Source organism: Pontivivens ytuae (assembly GCF_015679265.1).
GTDB lineage: Bacteria > Pseudomonadota > Alphaproteobacteria > Rhodobacterales > Rhodobacteraceae > Pontivivens > Pontivivens ytuae.
The window spans coordinates 2,579,229-2,595,755 of sequence record NZ_CP064942.1 but is presented as its reverse complement, the minus strand read 5'-3'; the positions used below and the strand labels follow the sequence as shown (position 1 = coordinate 2,595,755).

15 protein-coding genes are annotated in these 16,527 nt (G+C 67.0%); 3 read left to right on the top strand and 12 right to left on the bottom strand.

What is annotated here, in order from left to right; genetic code table 11:
* Positions 1-8: 8 nt before the first annotated feature.
* The 7 genes from I0K15_RS12715 to I0K15_RS12685 form a co-directional block, all read right to left on the bottom strand.
* A complete protein-coding gene (locus tag I0K15_RS12715) occupies positions 9-377 on the bottom strand; it encodes a BLUF domain-containing protein (protein ID WP_196101883.1) in 369 nt (122 codons plus the stop codon).
* Between the two features lie 101 nt (positions 378-478).
* The gene (locus I0K15_RS12710) at positions 479-2,122 is read right to left on the bottom strand and encodes an ABC transporter ATP-binding protein (protein ID WP_196101882.1); all 1,644 of its coding nucleotides are present in this window, start codon (positions 2,120-2,122) and stop codon (positions 479-481) included.
* Between the two features lie 91 nt (positions 2,123-2,213).
* Positions 2,214-2,792 (bottom strand): flavodoxin family protein, encoded by a 579-nt coding sequence (locus I0K15_RS12705; protein WP_196101881.1) that lies wholly within the window; start codon positions 2,790-2,792, stop codon positions 2,214-2,216.
* 102 nt (positions 2,793-2,894) lie between these two features.
* Complete coding sequence (locus I0K15_RS12700) at positions 2,895-4,025, bottom strand: ABC transporter permease (RefSeq protein WP_196101880.1); 1,131 nt, start codon at positions 4,023-4,025, stop codon at positions 2,895-2,897.
* Complete coding sequence (gene oppB, locus I0K15_RS12695) at positions 4,018-4,935, bottom strand: oligopeptide ABC transporter permease OppB (protein ID WP_196101879.1); 918 nt, start codon at positions 4,933-4,935, stop codon at positions 4,018-4,020. The genes I0K15_RS12700 and oppB overlap by 8 nt, the downstream gene beginning before the upstream one ends.
* A gap of 56 nt (positions 4,936-4,991) precedes the next feature.
* Positions 4,992-6,584 carry a peptide ABC transporter substrate-binding protein gene (locus tag I0K15_RS12690; protein ID WP_196101878.1) on the bottom strand — a complete coding sequence of 531 codons (1,593 nt, stop codon included), beginning with the start codon at positions 6,582-6,584 and terminating at the stop codon, positions 4,992-4,994.
* Positions 6,585-6,909: 325 nt separating this feature from the next.
* Positions 6,910-7,674: an SDR family NAD(P)-dependent oxidoreductase gene (locus I0K15_RS12685; protein WP_230374111.1), complete on the bottom strand. Its 765-nt coding sequence runs from the start codon at positions 7,672-7,674 to the stop codon at positions 6,910-6,912.
* 113 nt (positions 7,675-7,787) lie between these two features.
* Here I0K15_RS12685 and I0K15_RS12680 point away from each other — a divergent pair, with 113 nt between their 5' ends.
* Positions 7,788-8,693 (top strand): LysR family transcriptional regulator, encoded by a 906-nt coding sequence (locus I0K15_RS12680; RefSeq protein WP_196101876.1) that lies wholly within the window; start codon positions 7,788-7,790, stop codon positions 8,691-8,693.
* 53 nt (positions 8,694-8,746) lie between these two features.
* On the opposite strand, the gene argF is transcribed toward I0K15_RS12680, so the two are convergent.
* Both argF and I0K15_RS12670 read right to left on the bottom strand, forming a co-directional pair.
* Complete coding sequence (gene argF / locus I0K15_RS12675) at positions 8,747-9,670, bottom strand: ornithine carbamoyltransferase (protein ID WP_196101875.1); 924 nt, start codon at positions 9,668-9,670, stop codon at positions 8,747-8,749.
* 62 nt (positions 9,671-9,732) lie between these two features.
* Positions 9,733-10,914: an aspartate aminotransferase family protein gene (locus I0K15_RS12670; RefSeq protein ID WP_196101874.1), complete on the bottom strand. Its 1,182-nt coding sequence runs from the start codon at positions 10,912-10,914 to the stop codon at positions 9,733-9,735.
* A gap of 196 nt (positions 10,915-11,110) precedes the next feature.
* On the opposite strand from I0K15_RS12670, the gene I0K15_RS12665 reads away from it, so the two are divergent.
* A complete protein-coding gene (locus tag I0K15_RS12665) occupies positions 11,111-11,593 on the top strand; it encodes a GNAT family N-acetyltransferase (protein ID WP_196101873.1) in 483 nt (160 codons plus the stop codon).
* A gap of 47 nt (positions 11,594-11,640) precedes the next feature.
* On the top strand, positions 11,641-12,510 hold the full coding sequence (locus I0K15_RS12660; protein WP_196101872.1) for a DMT family transporter: 870 nt from the start codon (positions 11,641-11,643) through the stop codon (positions 12,508-12,510).
* On the opposite strand, the gene I0K15_RS12655 is transcribed toward I0K15_RS12660, so the two are convergent.
* The 3 genes from I0K15_RS12655 to I0K15_RS21180 all read right to left on the bottom strand — a co-directional run bounded on the left by I0K15_RS12655 (position 12,488) and on the right by I0K15_RS21180 (position 16,462).
* Positions 12,488-13,477: a glycosyltransferase family 2 protein gene (locus tag I0K15_RS12655; RefSeq protein WP_196101871.1), complete on the bottom strand. Its 990-nt coding sequence runs from the start codon at positions 13,475-13,477 to the stop codon at positions 12,488-12,490. The genes I0K15_RS12660 and I0K15_RS12655 overlap by 23 nt on opposite strands.
* Before the next feature lie 28 nt (positions 13,478-13,505).
* Positions 13,506-15,044, bottom strand: a complete 1,539-nt coding sequence (gene murJ / locus I0K15_RS12650; RefSeq protein ID WP_196105465.1) for a murein biosynthesis integral membrane protein MurJ — start codon at positions 15,042-15,044, stop codon at positions 13,506-13,508.
* Between the two features lie 89 nt (positions 15,045-15,133).
* Positions 15,134-16,462, bottom strand: coding sequence for a calcium-binding protein (locus I0K15_RS21180; protein ID WP_196101870.1), 1,329 nt, complete (start codon positions 16,460-16,462; stop codon positions 15,134-15,136).
* Positions 16,463-16,527 lie beyond the last annotated feature (65 nt).

The window sequence follows — 16,527 nt, the reverse complement described above, 5'->3', positions numbered from 1 at the left end:
CCCCCAGATCAGCTGAGTTCGGCCGACAGATCCTGCAGCACGTCGAGCAGGCTGTCCACGTTCACCGTCTCCGGGTTCACGTCCTTAGTCGCGAAGTAGCGCAGGAAGATGTTGCGCGTCTCCTCGTCCATCCCTTCGTGCAGACCCATGGTCCACACCGGGAACAGCCGCTCGCGCACATCGGAGCAGGAGATCAGGATCACGTTCGAGTGCCGCGGATCGTTTGCGATCCGGTGATAGGTTGCGCTGACCTCGGCCCGCCCCCCTTCGAGCACCTGCAGGAAATAGGTCCCGCTGTAATGCAGGATGCCGGTGATGCTGTTCATCGCGTTGTTGCGGTGACAGGTCTTGATCAGCTCCCGCAGATCCATCGACATCGAGGGGTTACGCTGACTGTAATATACCAAGCGGGTCAGATTCACAGGTCTTCTCCGGTGCACGTCCTGAGAACCAGAAGTGAGGAAAAGCCCGCTTCAAGTCAAGTCGCGGCCGTTGCCTCTTTCACCTGGATTTGCCCCTTTAAAACCTCACGAAGATTGAAGGCCGCTTCCATCAACTTTCGGGTGTATTCTGTACGCGGGCTGTCGAATATTTCCGCGGTCGGACCCTGCTCCACCACCACGCCGTTCTTCATGACCATCACGTAGTCGCTGAGCGCGCGCACCACGGCGAGGTCGTGGGAGATGAAGATGTAGCTGAGCTCGTTTTCCACCTGCAGGCGGCGCAGAAGCTCGATCACCTGCTTCTGGACGGAGCGGTCGAGGGCGGAGGTCGGCTCGTCGAGCACGATGACGTCGGGCCGCAGGATCACCGCGCGCGCGATCGCGATCCGCTGGCGCTGCCCGCCGGAGAACTCGTGCGGGAAACGGTTGCGGAACGAGGGCTCGAGCCCGACATCGGTGAGCACCTGCGCGACCTGCTTCTCCCGCTCCTTGCGCGGCAGGTCGGGGGCGTGGACGCTCAAGCCCTCCGCGATGATCTCGCCGACCGTCATGCGGGGGCTCAGCGAGCCGTAGGGGTCCTGGAACACCATCTGGAGGTGGCTGCGATAGCGGCGCATCTGCCCCCGGTCGAGCCCGTCGATCCGGTCGCCTTGATAGACCACGGTGCCGTCCGACGGCAGAAGCTGGAGGAGGGCGCGGCCCAGCGTCGATTTGCCGGACCCGGACTCACCGACGACTCCGATGGTCTGGCCCTTCTGGAGCGCGATATCGATGCCATCGACGGCGCGGAACGTCGTGTCCTTGCCGAAGAGGCTCGCGGGCGCACCGAAGGTGACCTCGACATTCTCGCCCTTCAGCAGCACCGGTGCGTTCGCCGGAACCGGCGCCTTCGTGCCCTCGGGCTCGGCGGCGAGCAGCATCTTGGTGTAGTCGGTCCGGGGATTGCCGAAGATCTGGTCGGTTGGCCCCTCCTCCTCCAACAGCCCCTTGCGCATCACGTAGACGCGGTCGGCGAAGGCTTCGACGATGGTCAGGTCGTGGGTGATGAAGAGGATCGACATGCCGATCCGCTCCTGCAGGTCGGCGAGCAGTTGCAGGATCTCCGCCTGGATCGTCACGTCGAGCGCCGTGGTCGGCTCGTCCGCGATCAGGAGATCCGGATCGTTGGCGAGCGCCATGGCGATCATCACGCGCTGCCGCTGCCCGCCGGAGAGCTCATGCGGGTAGGCGCGGATCTTCTCTTCCGGCTTCGGGATCTGCACGAGTTTTAGCAGCTCCAGCGCACGGGCCATCGCCGCCTTGGCACTCAGCCCGCCATGGACCCGCAGAGGTTCGGAGAGCTGGACCCCGATGCGGTAGAGCGGATCGAGGGAGGTCATCGGCTCCTGGAAGATCATGGTGATCTTCTTGCCGCGCAGGGCGTTCAGCTTGCGCGGGCTGAGGCTGAGCAGATCTTGCCCACGGTATCGCACGGCGCCCGCAGCGGTGCCGTTGCCCGCCAACAGGCCCATGGCGGCCATCATGATCTGGCTCTTGCCCGAGCCGGATTCGCCCACCACGGCGACGGTCTCACCCGGTTTGACGTGCATCGAGACACCCCGCACCGCCTCGACCGGCCCATCGGGCGTGTCGAAAGTGACGCGGATGTCGTCGATGTCTAGAACGCGCGTTTCGCTCATGCGCAATCGCCCCGGATAAAGTCCGAGGCCCCCTTTCCTATCGCCGAAGGGAGCGGTCCCGGCCCGGCGGCCGGGACGGTTGCGCCCGTTCTCAGCGGTTGAACTTCCCGGCAATCTCCACCACGCGCCGGCCCAGCGCCCGGGCGGAGGCGAGATCGCTCGCCCGCGGCACCACGTCCGGCCCCTTGTCCACGTCGGACTGCGCGGCTGCGCCGAGGTAGTAGCCCATGCGGTTGAGGTTCTCCGGATCGTCGCCGGGATGGATCTGCTCCGCCCCCGGCTGACCCAGCGAGATCCAGATCATCTGCTGCTGCGCGGCGAGCACGACCATGCGCAGCAGGGTCAGCACCTTGTCGCCGCTGAAGGAGCCGGAGTTGGTGAAGCCCGCGGCCAGCTTGTCCTTCCACGCGGCACTCTGCCACTTCTTGGAGGACGCATCCGCGAACTGCTCGAACGTGCCGGAGACCGAGCCCATATAGGTCGGCGAGCCGAAGATGATTGCGTCCGCGCTGTCCAGCGCCTCCCACGGTCCGCTGTCGGGCGAGGTGAGGTCGTCGGCCTTCAGCACCTCGACCTCGGCGCCCGCATCGCGCGCGCCCTCGGCAACGGCCTCCGCCTGCTTCTCCGTATGCCCGTAACCCGAGTGATAGACGATCGCGACCTTTGCCATGATGTGCTCCTTGCGCTCCGGCGGACCATCCGCCTTCGTTGAGGGAGCTATCGGGGCGCCCGGGTCCTTCAATCGTCATTTCGGAACCAAACTGTCGCGCCATCACCGGTCCTTCGGATCGAGCGCGTCGCGCAGCCCGTCGCCCAGGAAGTTGAGCGCGAAGAGCAGCACGGTCAGCGTAAGCGCCGGCCAGATCAGCATGTGCGGCGCGTTCTGCATGTTCTTCGCGCCTTCGGAGATCAGCACGCCGAGCGAGGTCAGCGGCTCCTGCACGCCGAGGCCGAGGAAGGAGAGGAAGCTTTCGAGCAGGATCACCTTCGGGATCAGCAGGGTCATGTAGATGATCACGGTTCCGAGCGTGTTGGGGATGATGTGCCGCCGCAGGATCGCGCCGTTGCTCACGCCGAGCGACTCGGCCGCCTGCACGAACTCCCGACGGCGCAAGGACAGCGTTTGCCCCCGCACGATCCGTGCCATGTCGAGCCATTCGACACAGCCCACCGCGATGAACATCAGCACCACGTTTCGTCCGAAGAACACGACCAGCAGGATGACGAAGAAGATGAAGGGCAGCGAGTAGAGCACATCGACGATGCGCATCATCACGTTGTCCACCCGCCCTCCGATGAAGCCCGCCGTTGCGCCGTAGAGCACGCCGATCACCAGTGCGACGCCGGAGGCGAGCAGGCCGATCATCAGGGAGATGCGCAAGCTGATCAGGATGCGGCTCAGCAGATCCCGCCCGTTCGCATCCGTACCGAAATAGAAATAGAGCCGGTTCACGTCGGCGGCCATGACGATGCGGTTCTCCGCCTCGTCGATCTCCACCACGCGGGCGTTGGTGAAGAGGTCCGAGCGGTCGAGATAGCGCGTTACCCGCTCGTCCACCTCACGCAGGGAGGTGCCGGTGACGGTCAGCACCTCGCCCTCCAGCGTGATGTCGTCGAGCTGCAGGCGGGCGCGGCGCAGGGCGCTTTCGGCCTCTGGGATGATTTCCTCGGCGCGTGGATAGGCCTCCAGCGAGGCGGGCGCGCGGACATAGGCGGGGTAGACCTCCGCGTAGTGATGCGGCGCGATCGCCGGGCCGATGATCCCGGCGAGGGCCGCGAAGACCAGCACGAAGATGGAGGCCATGGCGGCCCGGTTCCGGCGCAGGCGCAGGAGGGCTGTCTGCCACAGGGAGCGGGAGCGGATCTCCGGCTGGCCCGCAGCGATCTCGGTCACGTCAGTCATAGCGCACCCTCGGGTCCAGCAGGGCGTAGAGCAGGTCCACGATCAGGTTGAAGATCACGACGAAGACCGCGACGATGATCACCGTCCCCATCACCAGCGTGTAGTCGCGGTTCAGCGCGCCCTGCACGAAGTACCGGCCGATGCCGGGAATGCCGAAAATCTGCTCGATCACGATGGAGCCGGTGAGAAGTGCTGCCGCCGCCGGGCCCATATAGCTCACTGCTGGCAGGCTCGCCGCTCTCAGCGCGTGCTTGATCACGATCATCCGTGTCGGCAGGCCGTAGGCCCGCGCCGTGCGCACATGATCAGACCTCAGCGCCTCGATCATCGCGCCGCGGATCAGGCGGGCAACCACGGCTACCTGCGGCAGCGCCAGCGCGATCACCGGCAGCACCATCTGCTGCCAGGAGCCCCAGCCGATGGCGGGCAGCCAGCCGAGCCAGACGGCGAAGATCAGGCTCAGCACCGGCGCCACCACGAAGTTCGGAATGGTGATCCCGAAGGTCGCCGTCGCGATCACCGCATAGTCTACCCATGAGTTCTGCCGCAGCGCCGCGATGGATCCCAGCGTCGCCCCGATGAGCAGCGCGAGCAGCAAGGCCATCCCGCCAAGCTGGATCGAGACCGGCAGCCCGGCGCCCAGGATCTCCTGCACATCGAAGTCGCGATAGACGAAGGACGGCCCCATATCGCCCTGCAGCAGATTGCCGAGATAGCGCGCATATTGCTGCCATAGCGGCAGGTCGAGCCCGAAGGTCGCGTTGAGATTGGCCATCACCGAGGGCTCCAGCGTGCGCTCCTGATCGAAGGGGCCGCCCGGGGCCACGCGCATCATGAAGAACGCGGCGGTGATGATGAAAAACAGAAGCGGTATGGCCCCCAGAAGGCGCCTGATCGCGTAAGCCAGCATGATCGAACTTTCGGCAGGGGTGCCGCCCGACCCGTGCGGGCGGCACCGGTGTCAACTCACTCGGAGATGGACATGAAGCGGGTCGGGTGGACGTTCTGGATATTGTCCTCCCAGCCCACCAGCGCGTCGCTCACCAGCGACCGCGAGGAATAATAGAGCAGCGGGATCTGCGGGTTGTCGGCGAGGAAGATCTCCTCGGCCTGCCCCAGGATTTGCGCGCGCTCCTGCAGATCGGTCGTCTCGCCTGCCTGGTCGAGGAGACCGTCATATTCCGGATTGTCGTAGTTGCCGTAGTTGAAGCCCGGATTGTCCGCGCGGTTCAGGAATAGGAAGTTCTGCGGATCGGAATAGTCGCCGATCCAGCCCGCGCGGGCCACGTCGTGCACCTTCTCGTCGCGCAGCATGGCGTAGTGGGCCGAGGCGTCGCGGACGTTGTAGGTCGTCTCCACGCCGAGGATCGACCACATGTCGGCGATCGCGGTGGCCGCGTTCCGGTGGTTCTCGGACGTGTTGTAGCTGATCTCGATCTCGATGGGGTTGTCGGGGCCGTAGCCCGCCTCCTCCATCAGCGCGATGGCCGCATCCTCGCGGTCGAGCATCGACATGTCGGACCATTCGTAGGACGGCGCGTCGTCGCCCAGGTAGTTGCCGATCCCCGGCGGCACCCAGCTATAGGCGGGCACCATCGTGCCGGAGAAGATCTCTTCCGCGAGGAAGTCGCGGTCGATCACCATGGAGAGGGCCTGACGGATGCGCGGATCGTCGAACGGCTCACGCGCGGAGTTGATGCCGTAGTAGTAGACGCCCAGATACGGCGCGATCCGCACCGCATCGCCATACTCTGCCTCGAGCCGCGGGATATCCTCCGCCGGCAGGTCGGAGCAGGAATGGACCTCGCCCGCTTCCCAGCCGCGCACGCAGGTGGCGCGATCCTCGAAGGGCAGGAACTCGACCCGCTCGATCTCGACGCTGTCGGCGGCGTGGAACTCCTCGTTCTTCGTCAGCACGATCCGGTCGTTGAGCGTGAAGCTCTCCAGCGTGTAAGCGCCGTTGGAGACATGGTTCTCGGGCAGAACGAAGTCGTTGCCATGCTCCTCGACCGAGGCCGGATGCACCGGCAGACCGGTCTGGTGCGTCAGCAGCTCCAGGAAGAACGGCGTCGGGCCTTCCAGCGTGATCTCCAGCGTCTGGTCGTCGATCGCACGGACACCGAGCTCCTCCTTCTCCATCTCGCCGGAGTTGATCGCGGCAGCATTCTGGATCGGGTAGAGAATGTTGGCGTATTTCGCGCCCGTCGCCGGATCCATGATCCGCTGCAGCGAGTAGACGAAATCACCCGCCACGACCGGGTCGCCGTTCGACCAGCGGGCCTCCTCACGCAGGGTGAAGGTCCACACGGTGCCGTCGTCGGAGGTCGCCCACTCCGTCGCCACGCCGGGGATCACGTTCGCCTCGCTGTCGTAGATGACCAGCCCTTCGAACATGTCGCGCAGCAGGTTCGCCTCGACGACGGTGGAGGTCTTGTGCTGATCGAGCGTCTCGGGATCGCCATCGGAGCCGCGGAAATAGGTCTGGGCCGAGGCCGCCGCACCGACCGTCAGCGCGAGCACCGACGTGAGGGCTGCCGTCCGCAGAATCGAACGAGGCATGTTTTATCTCCCTGTGGTTGATTAGCCTGTCTGCAAGGCTGACCTATTCATAAATCCGTTGCAAGATGATCACCGGCTTTCGCACCCCGCGATTGACGCGACGAAACTTGCGTTCGGGCGCGTTGAGGGAGACGCATGCGATGTTTCGCGTGCACCGCCAACGCATTCCAAATCCTTAAAAATTGAGGTATTTCAGCGCCGAGATCGACCGGCGGACCGCGGGCCGTCACGATTCCGGCCGGCAGAGCTTCAAAGCGCTTTCATTGACCCAAAAGAGGCGCCCAAGCGGGCGCCCCTTTCCCATTTTGCGAAAGTCTGCTTGCCCTCAGAGGTGGTAGCCGCCATCGACCGGGATCACCGCACCGCTGACGAAGCCCGCCGCGGGCGAGGCGAGGAAGGCGATGACGCCCGCCACGTCCTCCGGCATCCCGATCCGGCCCAGCGCCGTGTTGCCGCGCAGGTAGTCGCGCGCCTGCGGCATCCGGTCGAAGAGCTCCGCATTGAACTCGTCATCGAGACCGCCGGGCGCCACCGCGTTCACCGTGATCCCACGCCCGCCGAAATGCTTCGCGAGATACGGCGTCAGGCTCTCGATCGCCGCCTTCAGCGGGCCGTAGCTGACCAGCGGGGCGAAGGCGACCTGCGCCGTTCCCGACGAAATCAGCACCACCCGGCCGCCTTCGGCCAGCAGCGGGTCGAGCGCCTGGGTCAGCATGAAGACGCCCTTGTAGTTGGTGGAGTAGACGCGGTCGAGCGCAGCTTCCTCCACCTGCCCGAACATCTGGTCGCCGAGGATCCCGGCATTGTTGACGAGGATGTCGAAGTCCTGCCGACCCCAGTGGCCAAGCTGCCCCTTCACCGTCTCGACAAAATCCGCGATCTCGCCCGTGCCCGACAGGTCGAGTTGCACGGCGGCGGCCTTCCGGCCCAGCGCCTCGATATCCGCGACGGTCTGCGCCGCGTCCTCGGCCCGGGAACGGTAGGTGATGATCACGTCGGCCCCGTCGGCGGCCAGCGCCAGTGCGGTTTCCCGGCCGATATTGCGATTGCCGCCGGTCACCAGCGCGATCTTATTCTCAAGCTTGCTCATCGTCTTTCTCCTCATCTCGGCGCGACTGCCGCGCCGTTGAGGCAGAAGATGGACAATGCACTGGGCGCCGCATATTCTGCCGCACAGCAAGCCTATGATGCGCAGGGAGCAACATGTCCGGCCGTCTCGAAGACAGCGCCCTCTTCGCCCGCGTGGTCGAGCTGGGCTCCCTCCGGGCGGCGGCGCTCGAGGCCGGGGTCGAACCCTCCTCCATCTCCCGCCGCATGACCGCGCTGGAGACGCGGCTGGGCGCAAAGCTCCTCGACCGTTCCGGCGCACGCACCCGGCCGACGGAGGCGGGCCAGCGCTATCACGCGGCGATGCGCGGGCTGATGGGTCAGATCGAGGCGGTGGAGAGCGAGATCTCCGGCGAGACGCTGCGCCCCAGCGGCCGCCTGCGCGTGGCCGCCAGCATTGATTTCGGGCAGGCCCATGTCGCGCCGTGGCTGCTCGACTTCGCGCGGGAGCATCCGGAGGTCACGCCGGAACTGCTGCTCGACAGCCGCTCCGTCGACCTCGTGCGCGACGACATTGACGTCGCCGTCCGCGTCGCCCGTCCGCCCGACAGCGCGCTGATGGCGCGCAAGCTCGCGGACGTGCCGCGCGCCCTCTTCGCCGCCCCCTCCTGGCTCGAAAAGAACCCGATCGAAACCGTCGCCGACCTCGCCCACAAGACACAGGTCTTCTTCCACCCCGAGCATCGCTTGCGGCCGCTGGAGATCACCGACCCGGACGGCAAGCTCCATCGCCTCCCACGCGGTCCCGGCGTCTCGATCAACGCCATCGCCTCGATCGTGGAGGCGGTGAAGGCTGGGTTCGGCCTGACTGCTGGCCCACTCTGGTCGTTCCACAGCGCGCTGGAGGCCGGCGAGGTCGTGCAGGTGCTGCCCGATCACACGCTGCCGGTGCCGCCGCTGATGGCCCTCTGGCGCCCGGCGGTCGTGCAACCGGCGGTCATCCGCGCCTTCGTCACACACATCGCCGCCCGTGCGCGGGAGGTGCCGGGCCTCACGCGCTGAGGCCCCGCTCTCTCTTCTTCAAGTATCCTCGCCGAAGGCGCACGGCCGCGCCCTCAGGACAGGCACCATTTCAGGATCGCCTTCTGGGCGTGCACACGGTTCTCCGCCTCGTCGAAGATGACCGACTGTGGCCCGTCCATGACCGCATCCGTGACTTCCTCACCGCGATGCGCCGGCAGGCAGTGCATGAAGAGCGCCTGCTCCCCCGCCGCCGCCATCAGCGCCTCGTTGACCTGATAGGGCTTGAGGAGGTTGTGCCGCCGGTCCCGCGCGCTGGCGTCGTCGTGCATGGAGAGCCACGTGTCCGCGACCACGAGATCGGCACCCTCCACGGCCTTCACCGGATCGCGCTCGATCCGCACGTCGGCTCCTTTAGAGCTGGCGAAATCCATCGCCTCCGCCTCCGGGTCCAGCACCTCCGGCCCGCTGAAAGTGAGGTCGAAGCCGAACTGCCCGGCCGCATGCAGGAACGACGCGCAGACATTGTTGCCGTCCCCGGTCCAGACCACGCGCTTGCCCGCGATCGGGCCCTTGTGCTCCTCAAAGGTCAGGACGTCGGCCATGATCTGGCAGGGATGCGTGCGGTCGGTCAGCCCGTTGATCACCGGAACGCTCGCGTGCTCGGCCAGCTCCAGCAGCGTCTCCTCCGCGAAGGTGCGGATCATGATGAGGTCGACATAGCGGCTCAGCACCCGCGCGGTGTCCGCGATGCTCTCCCCATGGCCGAGCTGCATCTCGGCCCCGGTCAGCACCATGGTCTGCCCGCCCATCTGGCGTACGCCGAGGTCGAAGGACGTGCGCGTGCGCGTCGACGGCTTCTCGAAGATCAGCGCGACCATCCGGTCCTTCAGCGGCTGTTCCGCATCCGGTGCGCCCTTCGGCTGCCCGGCGCGCGCGTCCTTTACCGCGCGCGCATCGTCGATGAGATCACGAAGAACGGGGGCATCGACCTTGTTCAGGTCCAGGAAGTGTTTCATGTCGGAGATCCCTTTCCGGGAGATGTCGTGGGGGCGGAGCGCGCTGGCTCCGCCCGGCAGGATCAGGCGGCCGCGCCCTTGGCGACGGCGCCCGCGGCGGCATCGAGACGTCGCAGCGCCTCGTCCACCTCGGCATCGGTCAGGTTGAGCGGCGGCAGGATGCGGATCACGTTGTCCCCGCCGGGGATGACCAGCACGCCTGCATCGTAGCCCGCATTCACCACGTCCATGTTCGGCACCCGGCACTTCAGGCCCAGCATCAGGCCGGAGCCCCGCACCAACTCGAACACGTCCGGATGCGAGGCAACCAGGCCCTCCAGCCCCTGCCGCAGACGGCCCGAGATGGCGGAGACGCGGTCGAGGAACCCGTCCTCGGTCACCACCTCCATCACCGCACAGCCGACGGCACAGGCGAGCGGGTTGCCGCCATAGGTCGTCCCGTGGGTACCCGCCGTCATGCCGGACGCCGCCTCTTCGGTCGCAAGACACGCGCCCAGCGGGAAGCCCCCGCCGATGCCCTTGGCCACCGCCATGATGTCGGGCGCGGCCCCGGACCACTCATGGGCGAAGAGCTTGCCGGTCCGGCCCATGCCGCACTGGATCTCGTCATAGATCAAGAGGATGCCGTGCTCGTCGCAGAGATCGCGCAGGCCCTTCAGGCAAGGATCAGGCACAGGCACGATGCCGCCCTCGCCCTGCACCGGCTCGATCAGGATCGCCGCCGTCCGCTCGCTGATCGCGGCATTCAGCGCATCGTGATCGCCGAAGGGCAGATGGACGAAGCCCGGCAGCAGCGGGCCGAAGCCATTCGTCAGCTTCTCCGACCCCGCGGCCGAGATCATGCCGAGCGTCCGCCCGTGGAAGGAGCCGGAGAACGTGATGATCTCGTCGCGCCCGGTCCCTTTCACCGCATGGTACTTGCGCGCCATCTTCACCGCGGCCTCGGTCGCCTCGGTGCCCGAGTTGGTGAAGAAGACGGAGTCGGCGAAGGTGTTCTCCACCAGCATCTCCGCCAGCCGCTTCTGGTTCGGGATCTCGTAGAGATTGGACGTGTGCCACAGTCGTCGGCCCTGCTCCTCCAGCGCGGCGACAAGACGGGGATGCGCGTGGCCCAGCAGGGAGACGGCGATGCCGGCCCCCATGTCGAGGTAGCGCGTACCGTCTTCGGTCATCAGCCAGGGGCCCTCGCCCTTCTCGAAAGAGAGCGGTGCCCGCGCATAGGTCGGCAGGACGGGCGTGATCACTGTGGTCACTCCTGAAAGGCTGCGATGAATGGGATTTCGGCGCCCGCGCAGCCGGATCGGGCGCCGAAACCCCGCTTATCCGGGGCACCTGCCGCCAAGTCAACGAAAAGGCTCGACCGCGGCCTTCATCTTTCTCCAAATACGCAAGGGCGCGCCGATTGCCATGTGCGCCTCCGGCGGGCGTATTTCGGGAAAGATGAAAGAGGTCAGGCTCTTCACTGCGGGACCGGATTTCGCGGAGGATGCGGCGGTGCTCGCCCTGCTGCGCGAGGCCTTCGCGAGCATGCAGGGGCGGATCGATCCGCCGTCTTCCCTGCACCGACTCGATCCGGAGGGACTGGCGGCGAAGCGACGGGCCGAGCGGCTGATCCTCGCGCGTGATGCAGACGGCATCGTCGGCTGCATCTTCCTCGCGCACCAGTCGGATCACGCCTATGCGAGCAAGCTCGCCGTGGCGCCGGCACGTCAGCGTCAGGGGATCGCGCGAGCCCTTCTGGCCGAGGCCGAGGGGCAGGCGGACCGCCCGGTCCTGCGGCTGCAAAGCCGGGTGGAGTTGGTGGAGAACCACGCCCTCTTTCTCCGCTGCGGCTTTCGCGAGGTCGCGCGCACCGCCCATGCGGGCTACGACCGGCCGACCTCGATCACCTTCGAGAAGACAGTTCGGGCCATCCCCGATTGATCCCTCCGCCCGCACCCCTCAGGGTGCGGCGCGAGAAGGAGCCCCCGATGCCGAACCGTCCCTACGCCGCCCTGATGATGCTGATCGCCGCCGCGTGCATGGGTACCGCGTCGCTGGTGGCGAAGCTGCTGGGGACCTCGGGCATGCACGCCTTCCAGGTCAGCGGCGGGCGCTTCCTGTTCGCGCTGATCGCGCTGGGGATCGCGGCGGCAATCCTGCGGCCGCGGATCGCGCGGCCGAACCTGCCGCTGCACGCGCTGAGGGTGCTGCTCGGCTGGTCCGGCGTGACCTGCCTCTTCTTCGCGATCGCCCGGATGCCGATGGCGGATGCGACGGCGATCACCTTCCTCAACCCGGTGATCGCGATGCTGCTGGCGATCCCGCTGCTCGGCGAGCGGCCGGGGGTCTGGCGCTGGGGCGCCGCGGTCGCCGCCCTGATCGGCGCGCTTCTCCTGATCCGGCCCGGCATGGGCGCGGTGCAGCCGGCCGCCCTCATCGCTCTTGCCGCGGCCCTCTTCATGGGTGGGGAGGTCATCGCGATCAAGCGCCTGACCCGCCGCGAAGCGCCTTTCCAGATCCTGATCGTCAACAATATCATCGGCTGCACGCTCGCCCTCTCCACCGCCGCGACCGTCTGGATCTGGCCAAGCCTCACGCAATGGCTGCTGATGGCTGCGACCGGCCTGAGCGTGGTCGCCGCACAGGTCTGCTTCCTCCAGGCGATGCGCGCGGCGGAGGCGAGCTTCGCGATGCCGTTCTTCTACGCCACCCTGATCTTCGCCGCCCTCTGGGACCTCGCGCTGTTCGGCGTGATCCCCGACACGCTGTCGCTGGCCGGATCGGCGGTCATCATCGCGGCGGCCTGCATCCTCGCCTGGCGCGAGAGCCGCCCGCTCAGCCCCGCGCGTGCGCCATGATCGCCTGCGCCTCGGCCGGGGAGAAGGCGCGGCTCTCGCCCGCCATCACCACGCGGGTATAGAGGTCGCGCCACGCATCCTCGCGCATCAGCTCAGCGAAGCGAGTGCTGCGCCAGGTCACCGCGCGCTCCCGCAATGCGGCGAGCTCCGGATCCGCGATCCAGTCCTCGAGCTCCGGCGTGCCATGGGCGAGGATCGAGGCATCCTCTACCTGGTTGAAGTTCCGCTCCACCCAGTAGCCCGCATCCGCCGGATTGCCTTGCCGGTTGGGCCTGCCCCGCGCCGCCTTGACCACGAAGCTCTCCGCATCGCCGAGCGCATAGTGGTTAAGCTGCACCAGCCCGTAGGCGGACCGCGTGAAATCCGTGAAAACGCCCTTCTCCACGAAGCGCTCCGGCAGGCGCGCGCCGTTGCTGTCCACCCAGACCGGCGCGCCCGCCGGCTCCAGCGGCCGATGGACGCCGGGCCGCGCATAGGTTCCGCGCCGCCACAGCGTCTTGATCATCGCGCAGCGCCAGGGCCAGTGCAGCGGGTTCGGCGCACAGCGGATGAAGCGGTCGGTGACGGGCCGATCCTCCCACTCCGTCAGGCCGGAGGACCCGAACATCCGCCAGGTCAGCGCCCAGCAATCGGCCTCGGCCTGACCGGCGAGCCAGGCCAGGTCCCGCCCGCGCAGATTGACGTACTCGTCCACATCGATGCAGATCACCCAGTCGGCGACGGCCATCAGCGGATGCTCCGCCGCCTCGCGCAGCGCGCGCCATTGCGGCCCGCGCGCTCCGTCCCGGCCCCGCAGATGCTCCACCACCCCCATCGCTGCGAGCCGATCGAGCATCGCATCGGTCCCGTCGGAGCAATCGTTGGAGAAGGCGAGCACATCCGTCACGCCCAGCGCCCGGTGATGCGCGAGCCAATGGAGCAGGCCCACGCCCTCATCCTTCACACACAGGATAGCGAGGACTCTCATGCCTTCATCTTTCCCCAAATACGCAAGCTCACCGCCGCAACGCTCCCCTGAGGCCCGACAGGCTCACACCCCCGCTGGCAATCGCCGCCAGACCGTAAAGCACTGCCCCGCCGCCGACGAGCAGCAGCAGCGCGAGGTAGCGCAGCCCGCCCACCTCGAACCAGTCGGCGGCGAGCGTGGCGAAGGCGAAGAGGCCCGCCCCCATCACCAGCGTGGCGCCGAGGATCCGCGGCAGCGCCCGCGTCAGCCGCGCATCCATCCGCGCCGCATCGCCGAACTGCGCGGCCGACCGCCAGAGCAGCGCGAAGTTGACCCAGGCCGCAAGCGTCGTCCCCCAGGCGGCGGCCGTGAAGCCGACGACCCAGGCACCGCCCACCGCCACCACGACGTTCACCACCATCGCGACGACGGCGAAGCGGAAGGGAGTGCGCGTATCCTCCCGTGCGAAGAAGACCGGGGAGAGCACCTTGATCAGGACGAAGGCCGGCAGCCCCGCGCCATATATAGCCACCGCCTGCGCCGTCGCCACGGCGTCGCTTGCGGAGAACTCGCCGCGCTCGAACAGCACGCTGACCAGCGGCCCCGGCACGATCATCAGCGCCACCGCCGCGGGCAGTGCAAGCGCCAGCGCGAACTCCGCCGCGCGATTGACCGCGTCGCGCCCGCCCGCATCGTCCCCGGCGCCCAGGCGGCGGGACAGGTCCGGCAGCAGCACCACGCCAATAGCGATCCCGACCACACCCAGCGGCAGCTGGTAGAGCCGATCGGCATAGTTCAGCCACGCCACCGCCCCGTCGAAGAAGCTCGCGACCTGCCGGCCCACCAGCAGGTTGATCTGCATCACCCCGCCCGCCAGCGCCGCCGGAAAGGCGACGACCGCCAGCCGCTTCAGCTCCGGCGTGAGGCGCGGCCGGTGGGGCACGACCAGGTAGCCCGCGCGCCGCGCCGCCTCCCACACCAGCGCCATCTGCGCGATGCCCGCAAGCGGCACGCCCCAAGTCAGCGCCGTCCCGATATCGATCCCCGCAGCCCGCCCGCCGAGCATCGCGGCGACGAGGATGATGTTGAGCAGCACCGGTGCCGCCGCCGCCGCCACGAAATGCCCTGTTGCGTTCAGGACGCCGGACAGCAGGGCGGCCAGCGAGATGAACAGGATGTAGGGAAAGACGATCCGCCCCATGTCGACGGCCAGATCGAAGCGCGCATCATCCGCGAATCCCGCCGCCATCAGGAGCACCAGCCCCGGCATGGCGAGCTGTGCGACCAGCGTGAACACGATCAGCAGCCCCGCAAGGCCCGAGAACGCATCACGCGCAAAGGCCAGCGCCCCCTCTCCCCGCTCCAGCTTCTTGGAGAACATCGGGACGAACGCGGTGTTGAACGCCCCCTCGGCAAAGAACCGGCGGAACATGTTGGGCAGCGAGAACGCGACGAGGAACGCCTCCGCCACCGGCCCCGCGCCGAGGAAGGCCGCAATCAGAATGTCCCGCGCAAAGCCCAGAACACGGCTCGCCAGCGTCCATCCCCCGACGGTGAGAAAGGCGGAAAGCAGTCGGATCGGTCGCATCATTCTCCCCGTAATCGCCCCTCCTTACGCGGGAATGAAGGGGCCGTCACGGGGAAGCGGGCCACTCTCGGCCCGCCATGTCGTCGCCGCTACAGAATGAAGTCGTCCTCCATCAGCGCGCCGGTGAACCTGTCGAGAAAGACCAGGTTGTCAGCGAGCCCGCCAAATTCGGCGGGACCGGCCGAGATGAAAATCTCCGTACCGCCGTCCCGCTGCGTGATAGCGAAGCCGTCAAGCTCACGTCCCAGTTCCGACAGGTCGATCAGGTCTTCGCCTTGAGTGAAGTCGGTGATCGTATCGCGGCCCGCACTACGGCCGAAGATGAACTGGTCAGCGCCCGCGCCGCCGGTCAGCAGATCATTGCCTGAATTGTTGCTGAAGATCTGGCCGCCGCCGGAGCCGAAGAGCACATCGTTCCCGTCCCCGCCATCCAACGTGTCGTTGCCGGTGCCGGCAAGGATCGTGTCGTTGCCCGCACCGCCCTCCACAAGCTTGCTGCCGCCGAGCCGCGTGCCCAGATCGTCCACACCTTCGATATAGTCGTCACCCGCACCGGCCAGAACGGTGTGCTGTCTGCCGTCGAGAAAGACGCGGTCATCGCCCTCGCCGGCATCGACGAAAGCCCGGAACGCTTCGTCGACGAGAGTGATCTCGTCGTTGCCGCTGCCCGCGAGGATCGTGTCCGACCCCGTACCCTCCCCGCCATCTATTGTGTCATTGCCACTGCCGCCAATCAGCGTGTCGTCACCACGCCCACCCCGCAGAACATCATCGCCGCTGCCGCCATCCAGAAAATCCGCGCGCTCCGAGCCCGCCAGAAAATCGTCTCCGCCCAGCCCTTCCAGCCGCGCGGCCGCCTCTCCGGCAATGATTGCATTCCGCCCACTCGTGCCAATGGCGTTCTCTACGTTGGCGATGGTCTCCACGACCCCGTTGGCGAAGGTCGCCTGTCCCAGCTGGCTACCACCATCACCGAACGGATCACTCTGCCCCAACACGATGTCCACGTCCGCGCCGGTATAAGAGAAATCGACCGTGTCGATCCCGGCGCCGCCGTCGAAGCTGTCGATGCCCAGATCGCCGATCAGCGTGTCGTTCCCCGCAAGACCGGAGAGCACGTTGTCGCCCTCCGTCCCACGGATCAGGTTGTCGCCGCGCGAGCCGATGGCGTTCTCGAAATTCGTGATCCGCTCCAGCACGCCGTTGGCGAAGAGGGCGCGGCCCGTCTCGAGGTTGATGATGAGATCGGCGGGCGTGTAGTCGTAGCTGATCGTGTCGGTCCCCGCGCCGCCATCCATGGTGTCGATGCCGAGATCACCGATAATGGTGTCGTCGCCACCGAGGCCGATGATCCGCTCGCCCTCCTCGTCGCCCTTCAGCGCATCGTTGCCGTCGGTTCCTCTCAGAACGATCTGCATGGCCTACCTCTCCAATACCGCACCGGCCCCGGCCGAAGGACCGGAGCCAATGCATCTGTTCGCAG

What these genes read in the sequence shown, in the direction of transcription:
- I0K15_RS12715 (WP_196101883.1), bottom strand. Translation starts at nt 377, where the DNA reads ATGTCGATGGATCTGCGGGAGCTGATCAAGACCTGTCACCGCAACAAC.
- I0K15_RS12710 (WP_196101882.1), bottom strand. Translation starts at nt 2,122, where the DNA reads ATGAGCGAAACGCGCGTTCTAGACATCGACGACATCCGCGTCACTTTC.
- I0K15_RS12705 (WP_196101881.1), bottom strand. Translation starts at nt 2,792, where the DNA reads ATGGCAAAGGTCGCGATCGTCTATCACTCGGGTTACGGGCATACGGAG.
- I0K15_RS12700 (WP_196101880.1), bottom strand. Translation starts at nt 4,025, where the DNA reads ATGACTGACGTGACCGAGATCGCTGCGGGCCAGCCGGAGATCCGCTCC.
- oppB (WP_196101879.1), bottom strand. Translation starts at nt 4,935, where the DNA reads ATGCTGGCTTACGCGATCAGGCGCCTTCTGGGGGCCATACCGCTTCTG.
- I0K15_RS12690 (WP_196101878.1), bottom strand. Translation starts at nt 6,584, where the DNA reads ATGCCTCGTTCGATTCTGCGGACGGCAGCCCTCACGTCGGTGCTCGCG.
- I0K15_RS12685 (WP_230374111.1), bottom strand. Translation starts at nt 7,674, where the DNA reads ATGAGCAAGCTTGAGAATAAGATCGCGCTGGTGACCGGCGGCAATCGC.
- I0K15_RS12680 (WP_196101876.1), top strand. Translation starts at nt 7,788, where the DNA reads ATGTCCGGCCGTCTCGAAGACAGCGCCCTCTTCGCCCGCGTGGTCGAG.
- argF (WP_196101875.1), bottom strand. Translation starts at nt 9,670, where the DNA reads ATGAAACACTTCCTGGACCTGAACAAGGTCGATGCCCCCGTTCTTCGT.
- I0K15_RS12665 (WP_196101873.1), top strand. Translation starts at nt 11,111, where the DNA reads ATGAAAGAGGTCAGGCTCTTCACTGCGGGACCGGATTTCGCGGAGGAT.
- I0K15_RS12660 (WP_196101872.1), top strand. Translation starts at nt 11,641, where the DNA reads ATGCCGAACCGTCCCTACGCCGCCCTGATGATGCTGATCGCCGCCGCG.
- I0K15_RS12655 (WP_196101871.1), bottom strand. Translation starts at nt 13,477, where the DNA reads ATGAGAGTCCTCGCTATCCTGTGTGTGAAGGATGAGGGCGTGGGCCTG.
- murJ (WP_196105465.1), bottom strand. Translation starts at nt 15,044, where the DNA reads ATGCGACCGATCCGACTGCTTTCCGCCTTTCTCACCGTCGGGGGATGG.
- I0K15_RS21180 (WP_196101870.1), bottom strand. Translation starts at nt 16,462, where the DNA reads ATGCAGATCGTTCTGAGAGGAACCGACGGCAACGATGCGCTGAAGGGC.